This window comes from Buchnera aphidicola (Cinara cf. splendens/pseudotsugae 3390) (assembly GCF_900698845.1).
Classification (GTDB): domain Bacteria; phylum Pseudomonadota; class Gammaproteobacteria; order Enterobacterales; family Enterobacteriaceae; genus Buchnera_F; species Buchnera_F aphidicola_AM.
Genome location: NZ_LR217692.1, coordinates 118,165 through 138,512, shown reverse-complemented (window position 1 = coordinate 138,512; position 20,348 = coordinate 118,165). Strand labels below are relative to the sequence as shown.

At 25.4% G+C, this 20,348-nt stretch carries 17 protein-coding genes; 1 reads left to right on the top strand and 16 read right to left on the bottom strand.

Translation table 11 applies throughout. The annotated features are described in order from the left end of the window. Window positions 1-142 precede the first annotated feature (142 nt). The 4 genes from BUCISPPS3390_RS00615 to prfA form a co-directional block, all read right to left on the bottom strand. The gene (locus BUCISPPS3390_RS00615) at window positions 143-1,345 is read right to left on the bottom strand and encodes an acetate/propionate family kinase (RefSeq protein WP_154060734.1); all 1,203 of its coding nucleotides are present in this window, start codon (window positions 1,343-1,345) and stop codon (window positions 143-145) included. Between the two features lie 80 nt (window positions 1,346-1,425). Then, the gene (locus BUCISPPS3390_RS00610; protein WP_154060733.1) at window positions 1,426-2,235 is read right to left on the bottom strand and encodes a tetratricopeptide repeat protein; all 810 of its coding nucleotides are present in this window, start codon (window positions 2,233-2,235) and stop codon (window positions 1,426-1,428) included. Window positions 2,236-2,298: 63 nt separating this feature from the next. Continuing rightward, the gene (prmC, locus tag BUCISPPS3390_RS00605) at window positions 2,299-3,135 is read right to left on the bottom strand and encodes a peptide chain release factor N(5)-glutamine methyltransferase (protein ID WP_154060732.1); all 837 of its coding nucleotides are present in this window, start codon (window positions 3,133-3,135) and stop codon (window positions 2,299-2,301) included. A gap of 22 nt (window positions 3,136-3,157) precedes the next feature. Continuing rightward, complete coding sequence (gene prfA / locus BUCISPPS3390_RS00600) at window positions 3,158-4,231, bottom strand: peptide chain release factor 1 (RefSeq protein ID WP_154060731.1); 1,074 nt, start codon at window positions 4,229-4,231, stop codon at window positions 3,158-3,160. Window positions 4,232-4,453: 222 nt separating this feature from the next. Here prfA and BUCISPPS3390_RS00595 point away from each other — a divergent pair, with 222 nt between their 5' ends. Continuing rightward, window positions 4,454-5,401: a ribose-phosphate pyrophosphokinase gene (locus tag BUCISPPS3390_RS00595; protein ID WP_154060730.1), complete on the top strand. Its 948-nt coding sequence runs from the start codon at window positions 4,454-4,456 to the stop codon at window positions 5,399-5,401. Between the two features lie 293 nt (window positions 5,402-5,694). Here BUCISPPS3390_RS00595 and BUCISPPS3390_RS00590 read toward each other — a convergent pair whose 3' ends face one another. The 12 genes from BUCISPPS3390_RS00590 to BUCISPPS3390_RS00535 form a co-directional block, all read right to left on the bottom strand. Then, the gene (locus tag BUCISPPS3390_RS00590) at window positions 5,695-7,155 is read right to left on the bottom strand and encodes an NADH-quinone oxidoreductase subunit N (protein ID WP_154060729.1); all 1,461 of its coding nucleotides are present in this window, start codon (window positions 7,153-7,155) and stop codon (window positions 5,695-5,697) included. A gap of 50 nt (window positions 7,156-7,205) precedes the next feature. Then, entirely contained in the window at window positions 7,206-8,672 is a 1,467-nt protein-coding gene (locus tag BUCISPPS3390_RS00585; RefSeq protein WP_154060728.1) for a complex I subunit 4 family protein, read from the bottom strand. A 63-nt stretch (window positions 8,673-8,735) separates the two neighbouring features. Continuing rightward, on the bottom strand, window positions 8,736-10,604 hold the full coding sequence (locus tag BUCISPPS3390_RS00580; RefSeq protein ID WP_154060727.1) for an NADH-quinone oxidoreductase subunit L: 1,869 nt from the start codon (window positions 10,602-10,604) through the stop codon (window positions 8,736-8,738). Beyond that, the gene (gene nuoK / locus BUCISPPS3390_RS00575) at window positions 10,601-10,903 is read right to left on the bottom strand and encodes an NADH-quinone oxidoreductase subunit NuoK (protein ID WP_154060726.1); all 303 of its coding nucleotides are present in this window, start codon (window positions 10,901-10,903) and stop codon (window positions 10,601-10,603) included. Before nuoK ends, BUCISPPS3390_RS00580 begins: the two co-directional genes overlap by 4 nt. A gap of 43 nt (window positions 10,904-10,946) precedes the next feature. Continuing rightward, window positions 10,947-11,429, bottom strand: coding sequence for an NADH-quinone oxidoreductase subunit J (locus BUCISPPS3390_RS00570; protein ID WP_154060725.1), 483 nt, complete (start codon window positions 11,427-11,429; stop codon window positions 10,947-10,949). 9 nt (window positions 11,430-11,438) lie between these two features. Next, window positions 11,439-11,984 carry an NADH-quinone oxidoreductase subunit NuoI gene (gene nuoI / locus BUCISPPS3390_RS00565; RefSeq protein ID WP_154060724.1) on the bottom strand — a complete coding sequence of 182 codons (546 nt, stop codon included), beginning with the start codon at window positions 11,982-11,984 and terminating at the stop codon, window positions 11,439-11,441. 19 nt (window positions 11,985-12,003) lie between these two features. Next, a complete protein-coding gene (gene nuoH, locus BUCISPPS3390_RS00560) occupies window positions 12,004-12,942 on the bottom strand; it encodes an NADH-quinone oxidoreductase subunit NuoH (protein WP_154060723.1) in 939 nt (312 codons plus the stop codon). Between the two features lie 31 nt (window positions 12,943-12,973). Continuing rightward, on the bottom strand, window positions 12,974-15,709 hold the full coding sequence (nuoG, locus tag BUCISPPS3390_RS00555) for an NADH-quinone oxidoreductase subunit NuoG (protein ID WP_154060722.1): 2,736 nt from the start codon (window positions 15,707-15,709) through the stop codon (window positions 12,974-12,976). 112 nt (window positions 15,710-15,821) lie between these two features. Next, the gene (gene nuoF / locus BUCISPPS3390_RS00550) at window positions 15,822-17,147 is read right to left on the bottom strand and encodes an NADH-quinone oxidoreductase subunit NuoF (protein WP_154060721.1); all 1,326 of its coding nucleotides are present in this window, start codon (window positions 17,145-17,147) and stop codon (window positions 15,822-15,824) included. Next, window positions 17,144-17,638 (bottom strand): NADH-quinone oxidoreductase subunit NuoE, encoded by a 495-nt coding sequence (gene nuoE / locus BUCISPPS3390_RS00545; protein WP_154060720.1) that lies wholly within the window; start codon window positions 17,636-17,638, stop codon window positions 17,144-17,146. The genes nuoF and nuoE overlap by 4 nt, the downstream gene beginning before the upstream one ends. Window positions 17,639-17,648: 10 nt before the next feature. Next, window positions 17,649-19,451: an NADH-quinone oxidoreductase subunit C/D gene (nuoC, locus tag BUCISPPS3390_RS00540; RefSeq protein WP_154060719.1), complete on the bottom strand. Its 1,803-nt coding sequence runs from the start codon at window positions 19,449-19,451 to the stop codon at window positions 17,649-17,651. Window positions 19,452-19,569: 118 nt separating this feature from the next. Then, on the bottom strand, window positions 19,570-20,247 hold the full coding sequence (locus BUCISPPS3390_RS00535) for a NuoB/complex I 20 kDa subunit family protein (RefSeq protein ID WP_154060718.1): 678 nt from the start codon (window positions 20,245-20,247) through the stop codon (window positions 19,570-19,572). Between the last annotated feature and the right edge of the window lie 101 nt (window positions 20,248-20,348).

The window sequence follows — 20,348 nt, the reverse complement described above, 5'->3', positions numbered from 1 at the left end:
AATCAATATAATAAATAAAATTAAAAAAATAATTTAGTAGTATACTAGATAATCTACGTAAAAAACACACTATTTAGAATAAAATATATATATTTTTCAAACTGATACATTATATATAATGTTAAAAATAAATATACAATATCTATACAACTAAATCATACGTTTCTTGAGCAATAATTTGATTCTCATTTGCTGGTATAACAAGTATAGGTATACTATTCATAGAATTTATAAATATATTTTTTTTGTAATTTTTTTTATTTTTCTTTACGTCAATAAATAAATTCAATAAAGACAATTTATGTATAATTTTTTGACGAATAAAGCTAGAATTTTCCCCAATACCTCCAGTAAAAACAATTGCATCTAGTCTTCCTTGCATTAACGAAGAATATCCACTAATATATTTAGAAATACGATAACAAAAAATATTAATAGATAACTTTGCTTGTTTATGTGTATAATATTTTTCTTCTAATTTTCTAAAATCACTAGTCATAGAGCTAATTCCTAAAACTCCGGATTCTTTAGTCAGTATTTGTTGTACTTCTTTAACAGGAATATTTAATTCATTGACCATATAAAAAATTACATATGGATCAATATCTCCGCAGCGCGTTCCCATAACCAGTCCTTCTAGAGGAGTCAAACCCATGGAAGTGTCTACTGATTGACCATTTACTATAGCTGTAATCGAGGATCCACTTCCTAAATGACAACTAATAATATTTAAACAATTTATAGGTTTCTTTAATATCAAAGAACTCTTCTTTAAAACATAAAAATGATTAATTCCATGCGCACCATACCGACGAATAGAATAATTCTTATAAAATTTATAAGGAATAGCGTATAAAAATGCTTTCTTAGGTATAGTTTGATGAAAAGCAGTATCGAATACTACTACATTATTATATTGTAATATTGGCATAATCTTTAGAGCTATTTTAATAGCAGCTACGTGAAAAGGATTGTGTAGAGGAGCAAAAATAGATGATTGTTTAATTTTTAATAAAATATCAGAATTGATAATCATAGATTTTTTTAAAAAAGGTCCTCCATGTACTACTCGATGTCCAATGCCTACTACATCATCTAAATAATTTTTATATTTACATAATAATGTAGTAAAAATTAATTTAATTAACTTTTCATATGAATCCATTTTTTCGAATTCTTTAAATAATGTCGTATTTTTAATTAAATTTTTAATTATTAAAGATATTTTAGAATTTAAAATATCTACCATTCCATCTAGATAATTTATTTCTAAAATCGGATCAATGACTGAAAATTTGACAGAAGAACTACCGCAATTTAACACTAAAATTAATTTTTTTTTCATACTATATCTCTTTCTTTAATATATCTTTCTTTAAAAAAACACAATACACAATATATTTTAATGATATAATAAAATTATATTTAATGGAAAGTAATTTTTTTTTGCTCAATAGAATGAATTTGCATTTTTATTATATCACTAATCGGGTCCTCAGGACACTTTTCAATAAAATATAATAAATCTGAAATAGCTATATGATAACAATTTAGTTGAGAAAAAATTAATCCTCTATCTCGAATTTCATATGGGTCCTTAGGTTTCAATCTTAACAAGATATTACTTACATTTAGAGCTAATTCAATACTTTTTTCTTCTAGTAAAGCAACTTTTAAAATATCTAAAATTTTTTGAGTTACTGTTAATGGTTGAGAATCTTGTAAATAATTATTTGTTAATTCTGCAGAAGGACTAATATTACCTTTTAACCATATTTTTAAAGTATGTTTATTTATTATATCTCCATTAATTGGATCAATATAAAAAAATTTTTTTTCTGGATTTTTAAATTTTAAAATTAACTGTGTTGGAAAAATTATAGGAGTAATCAGTATATTCAAATGACTAGCAATATATATCAATATTATTCCTAAAGAAAAAGAACTACCTTGATTAGATAATATTACTTTATCTAACCATATCATGTCAGATAATTTATATACTGCAACAGAACTACCAAATTTCCAAATTTTATAAAATAAGAATAGTAATTTTTCTATCTTTTTTTTTTCTGTCAGTTTGTTAGGAATAAATAATAAAGCTTCTTGAATTTTTTCTTTACAAATATTCATAGTTTTTTCTTCAGAAAAATCATCACGAATATCTGCCATAATTTTTATCATAATCTCACATAAAGATATTTGAGAAAAATCAATATTATATAAATCTATCATATATCTATCCTAGATAATTGTTTTTAAAATTAAAATAAACACATAAAATTTTTATAAAAATTACTACTTTTTGAGTAAACAACCGAAAGTAACTCTTTTACGATTAGAATAATCTTTCACAGAAGATATTTTTATAAAAAAATTATTTTTAAAAATTTTTCTGACTACATTGGTTTGTTTATAACAATGTTCTATGTACAACCAACCTATAGAAGTAAGATGTCTATATGCATTGGTTATAATATGCTGTATACATTCTATTCCACATGTTCCAGAAACTAAAGAGTTATATGGTTCAAATACCAAATCTTGTGTAGTTTTATAAAAATCTTTTCTAGATAAATAAGGAGGATTACAAACAATTATATAAAACTTTCTAAGAGGAACATGTGAAAACCAGTCACTGTACATAAAAAAAACGTTATTAATGTTTAATTTTCGCGCATTATACTTCGCTATAGATAAGGCGCTTAAACTATTATCAATACCTATAATTTTACACAAAGGATATTCATAAGCTAGGGCTAAGGCAATAGATCCACTACCTGTTCCTAAATCTAAAATAAATTCGTTTCTTAGATAAACATGCGACATAACTAATTCAATCAACAATTCTGTATCAGGTCTAGGAATTAATACAGAAGGAGAAACAAATAAAGATAATGACCAAAATTCTTTTTTATTAATAATATATGCAATGGGTTCTCCTAATATTCTTCTATACAGTAAATGGTTTAATATTAATAAATCATTACAATTAATAATTGTGTTATAATTTAAAAATAGTTTTTTTTTTGAATATTTTAATACGTAACATATTAATATTTCTGAATCTAATTGAGGCGTTAAACTATTAATTAATTTTTTTTTAGAAATACACAACCACGTTTTAATATTCATTATAATATATACCAACTTAATTCTATTCCATCATTAATAATAAATCTGCTTGATATTCTTGCAATAAAGGTTCTATTAATAAATCTAATTTACCTAATAAAATTTCACTCAAACGATATAATGTTAAATTAATACGATGATCAGTTACTCGATTTTGAGGAAAATTATATGTTCTGTTTCGATCCGACCTAGAACCTGTACCTAATAAATTTTTTCTCATTAATGAATTTTCTAATGCTTCTTTTGCATTAATTTCAGAATAAATTTTAGCAGATAAAACTGACAAAGCCTTTTCTTTATTTTTATGCTGAGAACGTTCATCTTGACATTCAACTACATTACCAGTTGGAATATGTGTAATACGAACAGCAGAATCTGTTGTGTTAACATGTTGCCCTCCTGCTCCTGAAGAACGAAATGTATCAATTTTTAAATCAGCAATATTTAATATAATTTCTTTTGATTTAGGAACTTCGGGCATAATTGCCACTGTACATGTTGAAGTATGTATACGACCTTGTGATTCTGTTTGTGGAACTCTCTGAACTCTATGACCCCCAGATTCAAACTTTAAACATTTACAAACACCAATTCCTGTAACTTTTAAAACAATTACTTTGTAACCACCTTGTTCTCCTGCATGCATATTAATAATGCTTACTCTCCAAGCTTTTAAATCAGCATATCTCATATACATTTTACATAATTCTCCAGAAAAAATAGCAGCTTCTAATCCTCCTGTAGCAGCTCTAATTTCAATAAAACAACTATTTTGATCAAATGGATCAGTAGGAATTAATAATTTTTTTATTTTTTTTTCAATTTCCTTTTTTTTTTTTAATAAAATACATAACTCTTCTTCTGCTAATTTACCAATAACAGAATCTTGTAATAATGCTTTATTGCTCTTTATATCTGATTTTATATTTAACCATGACAAAAATGATTCACGTAATTCAAATAATTCTGCTCGTTCTTTTGATAAAACAGAAAATTTTTTTTTATCAAATACTGAATAATCAGAAGATAATAAAGATTCTAATTCAGAATATCTTTTTATTACATTTTGTAATTTTAAAATTATTGATTTTTTCATAACAATAAACCTATTTTATACACCATAATAAAAATATAGAAATAATATAAAACATATGCATATGTTATATTATAATATGACTAAAGATATATTGTAAGAACAATTCATTTAACAGAATGATTTATTTTTAAATTAATATTTAAAATATTCTGTAATATAGAATATATATATGTACTACGCGTATTAATAAAAAATTCATTATAAAAAATGTTAGAGGATCGCATGGAAAAAATCAAATTATTTTCTGGAAATTCAGTTCCACATTTAGCGAAAAAAATTGCTAAAAATTTAAATACTACAATAGGAGAAGCTACTGTAAGTAAGTTTAGTGATGGAGAAATAAGTATACAAATTCACGAAAACATCAGAGGATCTGATGTTTTTTTAATACAGTCAACGTGTTCGCCTACAAATGACAACGTAATGGAATTAATTATCATGATAGATGCATTAAGACGTGCATCTGCTGGACGTATAACTGCTGTAATTCCATACTTTGGATATGCTCGACAAGACAGAAGAATTCGATCATCTAGGGTACCCATCACAGCTAAAGTAATTGCTGATTTTTTATCAAATGTCGGAGTAGATCGCATTCTTACGATTGATTTACATGCTGAACAAATTCAAGGATTTTTTGATGTTCCAATAGATAATATTTTAAGCAGTATGTTGTTATTAAAAGAATTATCAAAAATTAATTTTTTAAATCCAGTATTTGTGTCGCCAGATATTGGTGGAATTATTAGAACACGTACTATTGCTAAATTATTGAATGATTCTGACATGGCAATTATTGACAAACGTCGACCGAACGTAAATGTTTCTCAAGTAATGAATATCATTGGACAAATAAAAAATAGAGATTGCATCTTAATTGATGACATAATAGATACAGGTATTACTCTATGTAAAGCTGCGCAAGCGCTTAAAAAAAATGGTGCTCGTAATATTTATGCATATGCTACGCATCCTATTTTTTCGGGCTTAGCTACTCAAAATATAATAAATTCATGTATAGATAAAATTATAGTATGTGATACTATTCCAGTATCTAAAAAAATTAAAAATTTAAAAAAAACAAAAATAATAACAGTATCTGCGATACTAGCAGAAGCTATTCAACGAATTAATAAAGAAGAATCAATTTCAGAAATGTTTATTTATTAAAAAGTAATTTTTTAATATTTTATATAAAATATCTAATTATTGATATCAACATTATTTTTTAAAAATATAAAGTAAATTATACTATTGATAATAATAAAATGTTGGAAAAATTCCAACATTATATTATTTCAGAAAAAAAATTCATACCTCAACTTTATTAATACAATAAATTAATGCTATATAAGTATTTTTTTTATAATAAAAATTTATCTACATGAAAATATTTCATGTTTTTCAAGTTATTTAAAAAATTTTTAATAAAAAATTACAGAATATTTTTTCTATATATAATATTAAAATATTTTAAAAAATATCTGTGGAAACAATCCAAAAACCATTAGAGTGATTCCAATCAATACGATTAAAAATTTCTGCATTATAGTCATATTTATGTGAACCAAAAAAACTTTTTTAGATACAAAAATAGGTTTACAATATAAACTATGAATTATGTTTAAATAACTATATATCCCCATTATACTACTTAACATTATTAAAATAGTTGTCATAAAAAAACGTTTATACAATAAATGTTTTAAAACAAAAAATTTTCCCCAAAATCCTAGGGTTAAAGGAAACCCAGATAAAGACAAAAAAATTATTGTCATCACGCTTCCTAAAAGGGGATTGTGTAATGATAATCCTATTAAAGAAATATTTTGAACATTATCAATATCATTGCCAATAATATTAAAATCTATAATACTTTTAACACTAAAAAAACCAATCAATCCTAATAAATAACCAAAAATATATATACAGATATGTTTTATCATATATGTATATTCAGGATAAGGATACGTTAACATTAACATTAACATTAAACCAAAATTAGAAATAGATAAATATCCAATTAATCTCTGCTCTTTTTTTTGAAAAACAGATGCTATATTTCCTAGAAGAATAGAAAAAATAGCCATATAATATAAAGCTAAGTATAGTGACTGTATTTTTACTATATAAGGAATATAATAGAATAGACGTAATAAACAGGACAAGATAGAAATTTTAGTGACAGTAGAAAAATACAGTAAAGAACATGAATTAGTATATTGATATATATCAGGAGACCAAGTATGTAAAGGAAATAAAGACAATTTAAAAAAAATAGATAACATAATCATACTAATTCCATACAACATCATACTACTATACATAATAGAAGGATAATATATAAATATATATTTAAAAAAAGAAAAACATAACCTACCTGAAACTAGGTATACAAAAGAACACCCTAATAATAATATTGCAGAAGAAAAAATTGACAATACTAAGTATGTTAAAATAGAGAAAAAATGATTTTTGTGTTTTGAAAAAAACATCAAGATACCCAACATAGGAAAAAATAATAATTCTATTCCTACAAACAAAGTAGCAAAATGACATGAAATAGATACTAAAATCCCTCCTAAAGAGGATAATAAAATAAATAAATAAAATTCTATTTTATAAAAATTTTTATTTAATAGCCAAGGATATACAAAAATACAGGTATATAAACTTGATAACAATATCATAAAAATAAAAAAATACGAATATTTATCAATTTTAATTAATTCAGAAACATATTCTATCATAAATATTCTTGAATATAAAACGATCAACATACCACAAAAAATACTGATTGCAGAAATTATACATCCTGAATATATACTTTTGCTATAACAAGAAACGTAAAATACTACCATAGTAGAAAAAATTAACAATAAAATTGGTATTATCGGAATAATGGTATCAAGTAATCTAATCATAATTTTGTTACCTATTTATTAATATAATGCACATCATCAAAATCACTATACTATGAAATAAAATATATAAATTTTAGAAAAAGTGTAGGAAATAAACCTGTGAAGAGTATCAAAAACGTATACAATATTAATATGATAAAATCAAAAATATTTAATTCATTTGGTAATACAAAGAACTTTTTAGAACCATAACATACATACTGCATCATCCTTAACGAATAAATAGATGAAAAAAACAAACCAAAAATAAACAAACAACCTAAAAAAGGATTAAATGTAAAAATACTAAATAACATCAAAAATTCACCACTAAAATTTCCTGTAAGAGGTATATTTAATAAAGAAAAAGAAAAAAATAAAAAAAATACAGGTATGAAATTCATACAAGAACATATTCTTTGCATATTTAAAATATTTTGAGTCTTAATATGAACAAATATTTTTCCAGTAATAATTAACAATGCAGCCATAGAAATAATATAAGAAAACAAATACAAAACAATACCATTCTGTAAAAAAACAGTCTGACTATTTAAAGCTGCAAAAATAACCCCCATGCTAGAAATAGAAGAGTATGCTAGCAACCGCTTTATATTCGTTTGAGAAAAAGCCATCACAGCACCGTAAAACATAGAAAATAAACCAGCAACTATGCAAAAAAAGGAAAAAATACGAGATGTATGTGGAAAAAAAACTAAATAAAATCGTAATAATCCATATATAGCTGGTTTCAATAAAATTCCCACTAAATCTACAGATCCTGAAGTAGAAATAAATTCCTGAGTATCCGGTAACCAGCTATGAAAAGGAAACAGTGGCATTTTTATTATTAAAGATAACAGCAAACTACATATTAAAAAAAATTCAGTGTAAAAAGACATATGCAATTTCTTTAAAATAAAATAATTAAATGTCCAAATACCATAATTACTATGATACATGCAAACTATATTTAAAATAAACCACAACAAACACATACCAGAAATTTGTGAATATATAAAAAATTTTCGAGCAACCCGAATAACATCATGATGTTCAGTTAACGAATCATTTCTAGAAATAATCAAAAAATACATAGGAATTAACATAATTTCCCAAAACACAAAAAATAAAAACATATCTACAGACAAAAAAACACCGAACATTCCTAACAAAATTAATAATAAGAAAAAATAATATACTCCTGTTTTTTCAGAAGTATTCCATTCACAATATATAGAACATACACCCATCAAAGAAGTTAAAAAAACCATCAGTAATGATAATTTATCTAAACCTAAATAAATGGAAATTCCATATTGTTGAAACCAAGACTTATAAAATATAACCATAAATGTATTCGTAGAAGAATTCCCTTGAAATACACTATAATTATAATAACAAAATAAAGACGTTAATAAACAAATAACTGTAGAAGAAATAGCTATATAACGAGGAATTCGATTATCTATAAAACTTGTTGCCAAAGTGAGCGCAGCACCTAAAAGTGGTGCTAATAAAAAAATCAAAAGTATCATAAAATGATATTATCCTTACTATAATTAATACAATAAATGCATAAGAAATAAAAAATATTTAAATTATATATAATTATTGTTAATTATAAAAATCATAGATAGAACTATAGTTAAACAAAAAATATACCATCTAACATGGTAAATAATATTCACAGAAGGAATATTAAATACTCTTTTTTTTGTTAAAAAAATCTGATTTAAAAACAAATTCTCTATATATAGTAAATTTACTCTGTTTAAATAATACGAAATATTACAGTACGTCTGTATAAATATATAGAAGTAAAAAACATCAAAAAACCAATAATTAATAATTAATACATAGAAAGGATAAAATATCTTACTTAAGTAATAATTTGTAAAGTAAAAATTTTTTCGTATACAAAATATATACGATACTAATAAACCTAATCCAGAACAAATAACAGATATAAACTCTATATAAAAAACATTTACACCTTCAATACATGACAAATTGTATGTCTTATTAAAAACATGCGAGATTATATACCATGTTAAAGAAGTGCATCCTATACTTAATAACAACAATGAAAAATTGTGCAAAAAATTTTTTCTTAAATATCTAAATTTAGATTTTTCAATGCCATGAAAAATCAAAAAAACCATTCTACATGAATAAATGGCAGTCAAAAATATTCCTATTAAACTACATAAAAACAAAAAATAATTTTTATAAAATATTAAATGTAGTAAAATACTACTCTTACTATAAGAGCTAGAAGTGATAAATGGTAACGATATCAATGATGAAATTCCTATTAAAAAAGTCATATATGTTAAAGGTAGTTTTTTATATAAACCACCCATTTTAATAATATTTTGTTCACCATTAACACATTTAATAATAGACCCAACAGATAAAAATAAAAGAGATTTAAAAAATGCATGACAAATTAAATGAATAAAAGCTCCATGTATATTGTTAGATCCCAAAGCTATAAACATATAACCAATTTGACTCATAGTAGAATACGCTAAAATACGTTTGATATTATTTTCAAAAATAGCAGAAATACCAGATATTATAATAGTTAAGCAACCAATTAAAGACAAGAAAACCATTATATAAGAATTACATATAAATAAAATATATACACGTAAAATCAAATAAACACCCATAATAATCATAGTAGCTGCATGAATTAAAGCAGAAGCTGGAGTAGGACCAACCATAGCTCCTATCAACCACGTATGTAGAGGTACTTGAGCGGACTTTCCTATTGCTGCAATAGTTAAAAAAAATGTAATTAAAAATATATAATTCGTATGGTTATTCAAAAAAATAATTTCATAAATATAGTATTTTAATACTACAAAATCTAATGTTTTAAACTTTAAGAAAATCAAAAAAATAGAAATCAAAAAAAATATATCACTAAAACGAGTCATTAAAAAAGATTTAATAGCAAAATATCTATTTTTTTTATGATAAGAATAAAAACCAATTAATAAATATGAACAAACACTAACTAATTCCCAAGCACAAAACATAGTTACTAAATTAGTGGTTAGCGAAAAAACTAACATAAATAAAATAAATAAATTCATATATATGAAATATTTTACATACATGGAAGAATTCTGCATATACCAACAGGAAAAACTAAACACACATAAACCAATGATCAATACAACAGCTAACATGGACAAAGAAAATACATCTATTAAAAAATTTAAATTAATATTATATTGATTTATTGTCATCCATCGTATTAAAGGAATAAAAAAAATTTTTGATTGATTAAATGAATTACAATAACTATGTACTATACATACAAAAAGTAATAAAGATGTAAAAATTGAAACTAAACTAATTATTGAAACATAATTTTTTAAAAAAAATCTTTGTAGAAATATTAAAACCAAACAACTAAGTAGAGGGACTAAGAGTACGTAATAAATTAAATTCATTTATTGATCTCACTTAACTTAAGTATATCTAATGTATTATATTTTTTGTATATTTTTAAATAAAATGCTAATATAATGCTTACTTCGGCAGCTGCAGCAGTAATAATAAATATATACATAATTTGACCATCTATTTGGTTCCAATAATGTCCTACTAACATTATTGCTAATGATGTAGAACTAGTCAGTAATTCTAAACCAATTAATATAAATATTAAATTCTTGTTTTTCAATAAAGATACAATTCCAAATACAAAAATTAATACAGAAATAATTATTCCATGATGTAATAAGAACATAATTTTATATATTTCCCTTACCATAAAAATATCAAAAATTTTATTATTTTAAGAAAAAACATACTACTAACAATGACGCTAACAAAAATAAAGATACGAATTCTACTAGAACAAAATATTTATTGAACAAACAAATGCCTATATTTTTCATAAATACTGTATTAAAAAATAAAATCTTGTTTTTTTCATTAATTATTTGAATCCATAAAATAAAAAAAATTATCATAGTACATATAAAATCTAAAATTTCATAAAAATACATTGACCAATTTGGTTTTATATATATATTTTGAATATGATTTTTTATCATCATTATTACAAAAACAAACAGTACCATTATAGCTCCAGCATACATCACTACTGACAAAGCTCCTATAAAATTAGCTCCTAAAGTGAAGAAAATACCTGCAATAGCACATATCAAAAGAATTAAATATAATAATGAATAAATCGGATGAACACTAATCATGATTAAAAAAGAAAAAAAAACAGATAAAAAACCTAAAAAATAAAATACTAAAGACATAAAAAATTCCTACGGTAATAAAGAAGTTATATCCACACAATTCAATATTTTTTTTGAATCAATATTCTGTAATTTTTTATTATTCATAACACCTGAGACAGAATAAAAATTATATTTAGAAGATTTTCCAGTACCTGAAATTAACAAATCTTTTTTTTCATAAATTAATTTTTTTCGTTGAAAATCACTTAATTCTATATCAGGAATCAATTGAATAGCTGTTGTAGGACACGCTTCTTCACATAACCCACAAAAAATACAACGTGATAAATTAATTCGAAAAAATTTAGAATACCATCGACCATCTATATTTTCTGTTTTTTTTAAAGAAATACAATTAACAGGACAAACGGCAGAACATAAATTACATGCAACACATCGTTCTGAACCATCTGGATTACGAGTTAAAACAATACGACCACGATATCGCAAAGATAAATTTAATGGTTGTTCTGGATACAATCGTGTTTCACGCAATGAAAAAATATTCTTAAAAACTAAAAACATACTGCGAATATGGCTAAAAAAACTAAAAAAAATATTTTTTACATTCATAAATATGACAACCTTATAATTATAATAAAATTTTAAAAGATGTATATATTAAGTTAAGTAAAGAAAGTGGAAAACAAATTTTCCACGCAAATATCATAACACGATCATATCGTGGTCTTGGCAAAGATGCTCTTAGTAAGATAAATAAAAAAACAAATAACAAAAATTTTAATAAAAACCAAATTATAGGAGAAAAAAAAGGCCCTAACCAACCACCAAAAAATAAACATACCAATAAAGCAGATGCAGTCATAATAGAAATATATTCGCCAATAAAAAACATTCCAAATTTCATTCCTGAATATTCAATATGATATCCATCAGCTAGTTCTTGTTCAGACTCCGGTTGATCAAAAGGATGTCTATGACAAACAGCAACACAGGCTATAAAAAACATAATAAAGCCAAGAAATTGAGGAATTATATTCCATATTCTTTTTTGTGAATATACAATATCAACTAAATTAAACGATCCACATTGAATAACTGTTCCTAAAGAAGATATACCTAGAAATATTTCATAACTCAACATTTGTGCCACAGACCTAATAGCTCCTAATAAAGCATATTTATTATTACTAGACCATCCAGCTAATAAAACACCGTATACCGATAATGACGACATCATAAAAAAAAACAATAAACCAATATCCAAATTAATAATCATGTACTCCGGAGTAATAGGAATACTAGATAATACACATAACAAAGACATAAAAGAAATAACTGGAGCGACAACAAACAATACTTTATCACTAAAAGGAGGAATCCAGTCTTCTTTAAATAGTAATTTAATACCATCAGCACATATTTGCATACATCCTCCCCAACCAACTCGATTAGGACCATATCGGTTTTGTAATAAACCCAATATTTTTCTTTCAATTAAACTCAAGAAACTAGCACTAAAAACACTAAACAAAAGAAAGCTAAAAACAAAAAAAATTTTATTTTTCATAATATCCTGTCTAATTTAACAAAACCTTTTATTAATTATATTTTATTAAATTTATAGCAAATTTTTTAAAAAAAATAGTTGGTAATTTTTTATACCCTAATGGTAAACCTATATGAAATAAGCTAATTTTTTTAGATAACTGTACAGGAAATTTAAAAACAAGATCGTTGATCTGAAATTGTAATATATCACCATTATTAACTTGTATTCTATCGGCATCTTTTTGACAAAGAAGAACATGAATAAAATTTGTTTTCATTATTTTTAAAAAATAATTATGACTTGTTTCTTCACTACCTAATAATTTATAATATGGAATAATTTTAAAACGTAATGGATTTACTTGTTCTATTTTAGAATATTTTTTAACAAAAAAATTTAAAAAAAAATTTTTTCTATATTTTTTAAATAATAATACACCATTATATGGGTAATCAGATTGACTATTTAGGGCTATAGATGACTTATATAACGATTGATTAGAATTCCAATTCGGAGACCATGCAAAAGGAATATGAGAAAAATTATTTTCTGTTTTTTGAACCCCTTCCATAGAAAAAGAAAACATACTGTCTACATCCTCTGGAGATTTTAGTTCGTGTACATTTTTATCAACCGTAATAGAAGATCGACCACTAAAACGTATAGGTGATCTCGCAATTTTTTGACCATGTAATCTAAATGAAGAGGGCAAAGAAGAATGTGATAATCTTTTAAAAATAGTATTCCATTCAGAACATAATTGTATCATTTTATCAATTGTAAACAACTTAATTAAAGAAAATGAACAGATATTATTTTGAATAGCATATATCCATCTCCAACTGTCTAGTTTACATATTTTATTATTATAAAAATTAGGATCGTGTGTACGAAAAAATCGTTGTACACGAGCTTCATAATTAATAATATTTCCCGAACTTTCAAAAAAATTAGTACATGGAAGAAAAATACTAGATTTTTTCACCATCTTGGTACGCTGATGATCAATAACAATAACTGTGTTAATTTGTTTTAAAACATCATCAATATAATTTGATTCATATAATCGATATAAATTATTTTCTAAAACAATTAAAGTATCAATTTTTTCTATATAAACTTGATTTAATATTTTTTTTAAAGAAATACTCGGAATTAAAGATACTCCAATACTATTAGCTGATGGAGGAAATAAAGCTAAACCAACTGATAAACTCTTTTTTTGCAATGCTTGAGCAATATTAAATGATAATTTAATAAAATCCACATTATTGTATGAAGCACCTGAAATAATCAATGGTTTTTTTGAATTACATAATGCTTTAGCAATTTTTCTAGCCTGTATATTTATTTTTTTATTATTAATATCTATAGAATCTATATCAGTATTAATATACTGTAATATCAATGTGCTAAATTGTAACTGCTCTTGTATAGAACCGTAATAACAAATATCACTAATGTCGTCTAATTTCGTTTCACTGCCGTTAATAATAAACAATGAATTCTTCTGATGTTGAGCAATATTTTTTATAGCATTAATATGCCATATAGGAATTTTATAATTTTTTGCAATAGAAGAATATATACCTTTCATTGCTTGTCTTACCGATAATGCTGCTAACGCTGCAGTTTGTGTGATATCTTCACTTATTATTAAAATTGTATCATATGTTTCAATTTCTGAAATAGAAGGAATATGTATGTTACCTTTCTTAACAATATCCGTAATTAAACTAACACATTGATCTAATTCAGGTAACATACCATTAGAAAAATTTTCACATCCAACTAAATTAGATAAAGCCATATTACTTTCAATACTAGCTCTTGCAGAACCAATGCCTAAAATTCGATTTGGTTTTTTTTTAAAAATATTATTAATTAACTGAATTACAGTAGAATAATTTAAAAATTTAGTATTACCATTTTTGATTCTATAAGGTTTTGTAACAGTATTAAAATTTACATAATTACAACCAAATCTACCTAAATCACACAAAAAATATTTGTTAATATGTATATTATATCGATTATCAATACGACATAATTTACCTAAACGTTCTCCTAAACTAGTATTGCATCCAATACTACAATTATGACATATACTCGGAGAGTATTGTAAATCCCATTTACGATGAAAATTATAAATATTACTTTTATCTGTAAAAACGCCTGTTGGACATACGTCAATCAAGTTTCCAGAATATTCACTCTCTAACATACCTTCTATAAAACGACCAAAATAAATTTTATTATTTGAACCGTACACTCCAAAATCCTTACCACCAGAATAATCCCTGTAATAACGAACACACCTATAGCATGTAATACATCTGTTCATAGAATGAGATACAAAAGGTCCTAAATACTGATTCTTAAAAATACGTTTTTTAAATCTATAACGTCGAATATGATGTTGATTTAATACAGTCATATCTTGTAAATGACAGTTACCTCCTTCTGCGCAAACTGGACAATCATGAGGATGATTTAACATCATAAATTCAGTAATACTTTTTTGAAATTTTTTTACATCAGGATGAGTAATTGATATTCTCATACCATCCTTAACTTCTAACATACACGCCATAACAATAGATCCTGTTTGATCATTATCATTATTGTATATTTTAATAGCGCATTGTCGACACGAACCGATACTACCTAAAGCAGGATGCCAACAAAAAAATGGAAGATTAATACCTACTGATAAACACGTTTGTAACATATTGTCCGATGATTTAACAAAAAAAACTTTTTCGTCAATATAAATTTTAATCATTATGAACACTCACTTTAAAATATTATCTATAATACTATATACAATAATTTAAGTTAAATAAAATTAACAAAATACCACATATACAAAAGCATATAGTTAATTTTATATTTTATTAAATTAACGATATAATATTTATATTTTTTTTTTCTGTAGTAATCTTATTTTTTTTAATACCTTGTTCAAATTCATTACGAAACAACTTCATTGCACTTTTAAGCGGTGAAATTGCTCCAGGAGCATGAGCGCAAAAAGTTTTTCCCGGTTCTAAATACCCACATAATTCCTCTAAAAGAGAAATGTCTTCTTCATGTCCTTTTTTTTTATCTAAATTTTGTAGTATTTTAACTATCCAAGGCAATCCTTCTCTACATGGTGTGCAGAAGCCACATGATTCTCTAGAAAAAAAAGTTTCAATATTTTTTAATAAGGATACGATATTTATTTTATGATCTATTGCCATAGAAATACCTGTTCCTAATCGACTACCAATTTTTTGTAAACTAGTAAAATCCATATTTATATCAATATCTCGAGAAGATAACAAACTAGTTCCAGCTCCACCTGGTTGCCATGCTTTCAACATTAAATTTTCTTGCATACCTCCTGCATACTCTTCTAAAACTTCCCTAGCTGAAATGCCGAGAGGTAACTCCCACAAACCAGGTTTTTTTACTCTTCCTGAAAAACCAAGAATTTTAGTACCGGGATCTGTACCTCGGGATAAATTTGAATACCAATCCGATCCATGTAAAATAATTGCTGGAATATTAGATAATGTTTCAACATTATTTATACATGTAGGTTTACCCCAAAGACCATGAGCAGAAGGAAAGGGTGGCTTATATCTAGGATTAGCTCTTTTACCTTCTAATGAATTAATTAAAGCAGTCTCTTCTCCGCAAATATAACGTCCAGCTCCTGTATGTAAAAATAAATCAAATGTAAATTCGCTACTTAAGATATTTTTCCCTAAAAATCCCATTTCATATGCTTCTAGAATTGCTTGGTTTAAAATTTTCTCTGATAAATAATAATCGCCTCGTAAAAAAATATATCCACAAGTAGCCTGTAAGGCAAAAGCACTTATAATAATTCCTTCAATTAATTGATGCGGAAAATATTCTATTAAAAATCTGTCTTTATAAGTTCCAGGTTCCATTTCATCAGCATTACAAATCAAATATCTATTTTCCCCAATTAAACTTTTTGGCATTAAACTCCACTTGTTACCAGTAAGAAAACCAGCACCTCCTCTCCCTTGTAATCCAGATTTTTTAACTAATGTAGTTATTTGTTCAAAACTAAAATTTTTTAAAGATGTTTTTAAAGATTTATATCCCCCGGTATTACAATATTCAGCCATATAAATAGTTTTAAATGGTTCTTTTAAACGCCATGTCAATGGATGAGTTTCCGGTGTTTTTAATATATGTTTCATTTATATTTATCCAATAAATCCAATACTACTTTAGAAGTAAGATTAGTATATAAATTTTCATTTATCAACATAACAGGGCCTTTATCACAGGCTCCTAAACAACAAGTAGGTAATAAAGTAAATTGATAATTACTAGTAGTCTCTCCTGGTTGAATACCTAAACTGCTTATTAATTGATTTTCAATATTATTATAACCATTAATAAAACAAACTACACTATCACAGTATCTGATTATATTACGACCTACCGGTTTTCGAAAAATATGGCAATAAAAAGTTGCTACACCTTCTACATCACATACTGGAATAGATAAAATTTTAGCAATATCTATAATTGCGTCTATACATATCCATTTTCTATATTTCTGAACAATTTTTAAAGCTTCAATACACACTGCTTGTGAATCTATATAACATTTTTTCTTCAATAAAATCTCAGAAATTTCAACTTTACTTAAGTAAAACACATTTTTGTCCTGTTTTTCATACATTAAATATATTTTAACGATCTACATCAGACATAACAAAATCAATACTTCCAAGATAAACAATTAAATCAGATATTAAATGTCCACGTATAACCGATGGAATTTGCTGTAAATGAGCAAAGCTAGGAGTACGAATACGAGTTCGATAACTTGTTGAACTACCGTCACTAATTATGTAGTAACTATTAATTCCTTTAGTTGCTTCAATCATCTGAAAGCTTTCATTAATAGGTAATACAGGTCCCCACGACATTTGCAAAAAATGTGTGATCATACTTTCAATATGAAACAAAGATTTATTTTTAATCGGCGGAGTAGTAAGCGGATGTTCAGATTTATACGAACCATGCGGCATGTTAGTTAAACATTGATGTAGTATTTTCAAACTTTGTCGAATTTCTTCCACTTTAAGTAATACTCGTGTATAAGCATCACTAATTTTATTTCCTACAGGAATTTCAAAATCAAAATTTTGATAACCTGAATAGGGTCTTTTTTTTCTCACATCAAAATCAACCCCTGTGGCTCTTAATCCAGAACCTGTTATTCCCCATGATAAAGCCTCTTTTTTGTCATACGATGCTACACCACTAGATCGAGAAATCAAAATGCTATTTTTTAAAGCTACTTCGATATAAAAATCTAATCTCTTCGGCATCCATTCTAAAAATTCTTTTAATAAACAATGCCAATTAGTTGGTAGATCTTTAGCTACTCCTCCAATACGAAACCACGCAGGATGCATGCGAGCGCCTGTAATAGATTCAATTATATCATAAATTTTTTGACGATCAGTAAAAGCTAAAAAAACAGAACTCATGCTGCCTACATCTTGAATAAATGTAGAAATAAATAACAAATGGCTATTAATTCTAAATAATTCAGATAATAAAATTCTAATTACTTGAACACGATCTGAAACTTTAATACCTGCTAATTTTTCTATAGCTAAGATATATGGCATTTCATTAATACATCCACCTAAATATTCTATGCGGTCAGTATACGGGATGTAGCTATGCCAAGATTGTCTTTCAGCAATTTTTTCGGCACCACGATGGTGATAACCAATATCCGGAACACAATTTACTATTTTTTCTCCACTTAATTGAAGTATAATGCGAAAAGCACCATGTGATGAAGGATGATTTGGACCAAAATTCAAAAACATATATTCTGAACCATCTGATTTACTAGGTTGTAGTCCCCATAACTCAGGACGAAAAAGTAGAGCATCCATTGCTGCATCTTCTTTCTGTTTCGTGAAAAAAAAACTATCTAATTCTGTTGCATGTGATGGATAATCTTTTCTTAGTGGATGTCCAACCCAGTTCTGAGGCATTAAAATACGAGTAAGAAAAGGGTGTCCTGAAAATTCTATACCAAACATTTCCCATGTTTCACGCTCATACCAATTTGCATTTAAAAAAATAGAAGTAATAGAAGGTAATCGCAATTTTTTTTTTAGTACAGCTACTTTTAAAACAATATCACAATTATCATTAATTGATAGAAAATGATAAAAAACTGTAAAATCAGAATTGGGTATATTATCAATATTTTTTCTTAAACGTTCATCGATACCGTGTAAATCAAATAACATGTTATATGAACAAATAGTATTTTTTTTTAAAAAATTAATAACCGATATTAAAATTGAACTATTTACCCATACAACTGGACATGGAAAACATGTATGTTGCATGAAAAAGTTTTTATCTCCAAACATACTAATTAACGAAATAAGAACAGGATTTGCATCACAGATTTTTTTATTTTTGACATTCAAAAAAAAAATTTTTTTGAAAATAGACATCAGACATAATTTAATCTCTATAAAAACATTTAATTTTTGTATAGTATGCTGATAAAATCACATACATATATATTTGGTTTAATAAATAATTAATAATGCATATAATTTTTAAAATTTACTATACAACATCTTCGCATTTAACATTAGTAACTGCAATTCTATTTTTATTTTTTTTTTCTTTTTCAGATATCATTTTAGGCTTATAAATACCTTGATCACCAATCATCCAGGACAAAGGACGACGTTCTTTAGAAATAGATTTTTGTAGCAAAGTTAATGCATGTATATATGCTTCTGGTCTAGGAGGACATCCAGGTATGTAAATATCTACCGGAAGAAATTTATCAACACCTTGTACTACAGAATATACATCATACATTCCCCCAGAATTTGCACATGATCCCATAGAAATTACCCATTTAGGTTCTAACATTTGATCATACAATCGTTGTATAACAGGAGCCATTTTAATAAACGGCGTTCCTGCAATTACCATAAAATCAGCCTGTCTTGGTGATGTACGTAATACCTCTGCGCCAAATCGAGAAACATCGTGAACAGAAGTAAATGAGGTGACCATTTCCACATAACAACATGATAAACCGAAGTTATATGGCCATAAAGAATTTTTTCGACCCCAATTTACAACATTATGAAAAAAATTAGAAATTTTTCCAAAAAAAACATTATTTTTTACTTGTTGTATCATTGGATCAAATACAGTATTTACCGTATTTAATGGATATTTTTTAGATATATCATTAGTTGTATTAACACGCGTTAAGGTATATTTCATATATTGAAATCCTTTATAATTATTAAAAATATTATATTTAATTAATATTTTTATATTAAAAATCGTTTATATTTATATAACATATTATTTTTATAATTTCA

Excerpts from the sequence above, each read along its gene's own strand:
- BUCISPPS3390_RS00615 (WP_154060734.1), bottom strand. The coding sequence starts at position 1,345 with ATGAAAAAAAAATTAATTTTAGTGTTAAATTGCGGTAGTTCTTCTGTC.
- BUCISPPS3390_RS00610 (WP_154060733.1), bottom strand. The coding sequence starts at position 2,235 with ATGATAGATTTATATAATATTGATTTTTCTCAAATATCTTTATGTGAG.
- prmC (WP_154060732.1), bottom strand. The coding sequence starts at position 3,135 with ATGAATATTAAAACGTGGTTGTGTATTTCTAAAAAAAAATTAATTAAT.
- prfA (WP_154060731.1), bottom strand. The coding sequence starts at position 4,231 with ATGAAAAAATCAATAATTTTAAAATTACAAAATGTAATAAAAAGATAT.
- BUCISPPS3390_RS00595 (WP_154060730.1), top strand. The coding sequence starts at position 4,454 with ATGGAAAAAATCAAATTATTTTCTGGAAATTCAGTTCCACATTTAGCG.
- BUCISPPS3390_RS00590 (WP_154060729.1), bottom strand. The coding sequence starts at position 7,155 with ATGATTAGATTACTTGATACCATTATTCCGATAATACCAATTTTATTG.
- BUCISPPS3390_RS00585 (WP_154060728.1), bottom strand. The coding sequence starts at position 8,672 with ATGATACTTTTGATTTTTTTATTAGCACCACTTTTAGGTGCTGCGCTC.
- BUCISPPS3390_RS00580 (WP_154060727.1), bottom strand. The coding sequence starts at position 10,604 with ATGAATTTAATTTATTACGTACTCTTAGTCCCTCTACTTAGTTGTTTG.
- nuoK (WP_154060726.1), bottom strand. The coding sequence starts at position 10,903 with ATGTTCTTATTACATCATGGAATAATTATTTCTGTATTAATTTTTGTA.
- BUCISPPS3390_RS00570 (WP_154060725.1), bottom strand. The coding sequence starts at position 11,429 with ATGTCTTTAGTATTTTATTTTTTAGGTTTTTTATCTGTTTTTTTTTCT.
- nuoI (WP_154060724.1), bottom strand. The coding sequence starts at position 11,984 with ATGAATGTAAAAAATATTTTTTTTAGTTTTTTTAGCCATATTCGCAGT.
- nuoH (WP_154060723.1), bottom strand. The coding sequence starts at position 12,942 with ATGAAAAATAAAATTTTTTTTGTTTTTAGCTTTCTTTTGTTTAGTGTT.
- nuoG (WP_154060722.1), bottom strand. The coding sequence starts at position 15,709 with ATGATTAAAATTTATATTGACGAAAAAGTTTTTTTTGTTAAATCATCG.
- nuoF (WP_154060721.1), bottom strand. The coding sequence starts at position 17,147 with ATGAAACATATATTAAAAACACCGGAAACTCATCCATTGACATGGCGT.
- nuoE (WP_154060720.1), bottom strand. The coding sequence starts at position 17,638 with ATGTATGAAAAACAGGACAAAAATGTGTTTTACTTAAGTAAAGTTGAA.
- nuoC (WP_154060719.1), bottom strand. The coding sequence starts at position 19,451 with ATGTCTATTTTCAAAAAAATTTTTTTTTTGAATGTCAAAAATAAAAAA.
- BUCISPPS3390_RS00535 (WP_154060718.1), bottom strand. The coding sequence starts at position 20,247 with ATGAAATATACCTTAACGCGTGTTAATACAACTAATGATATATCTAAA.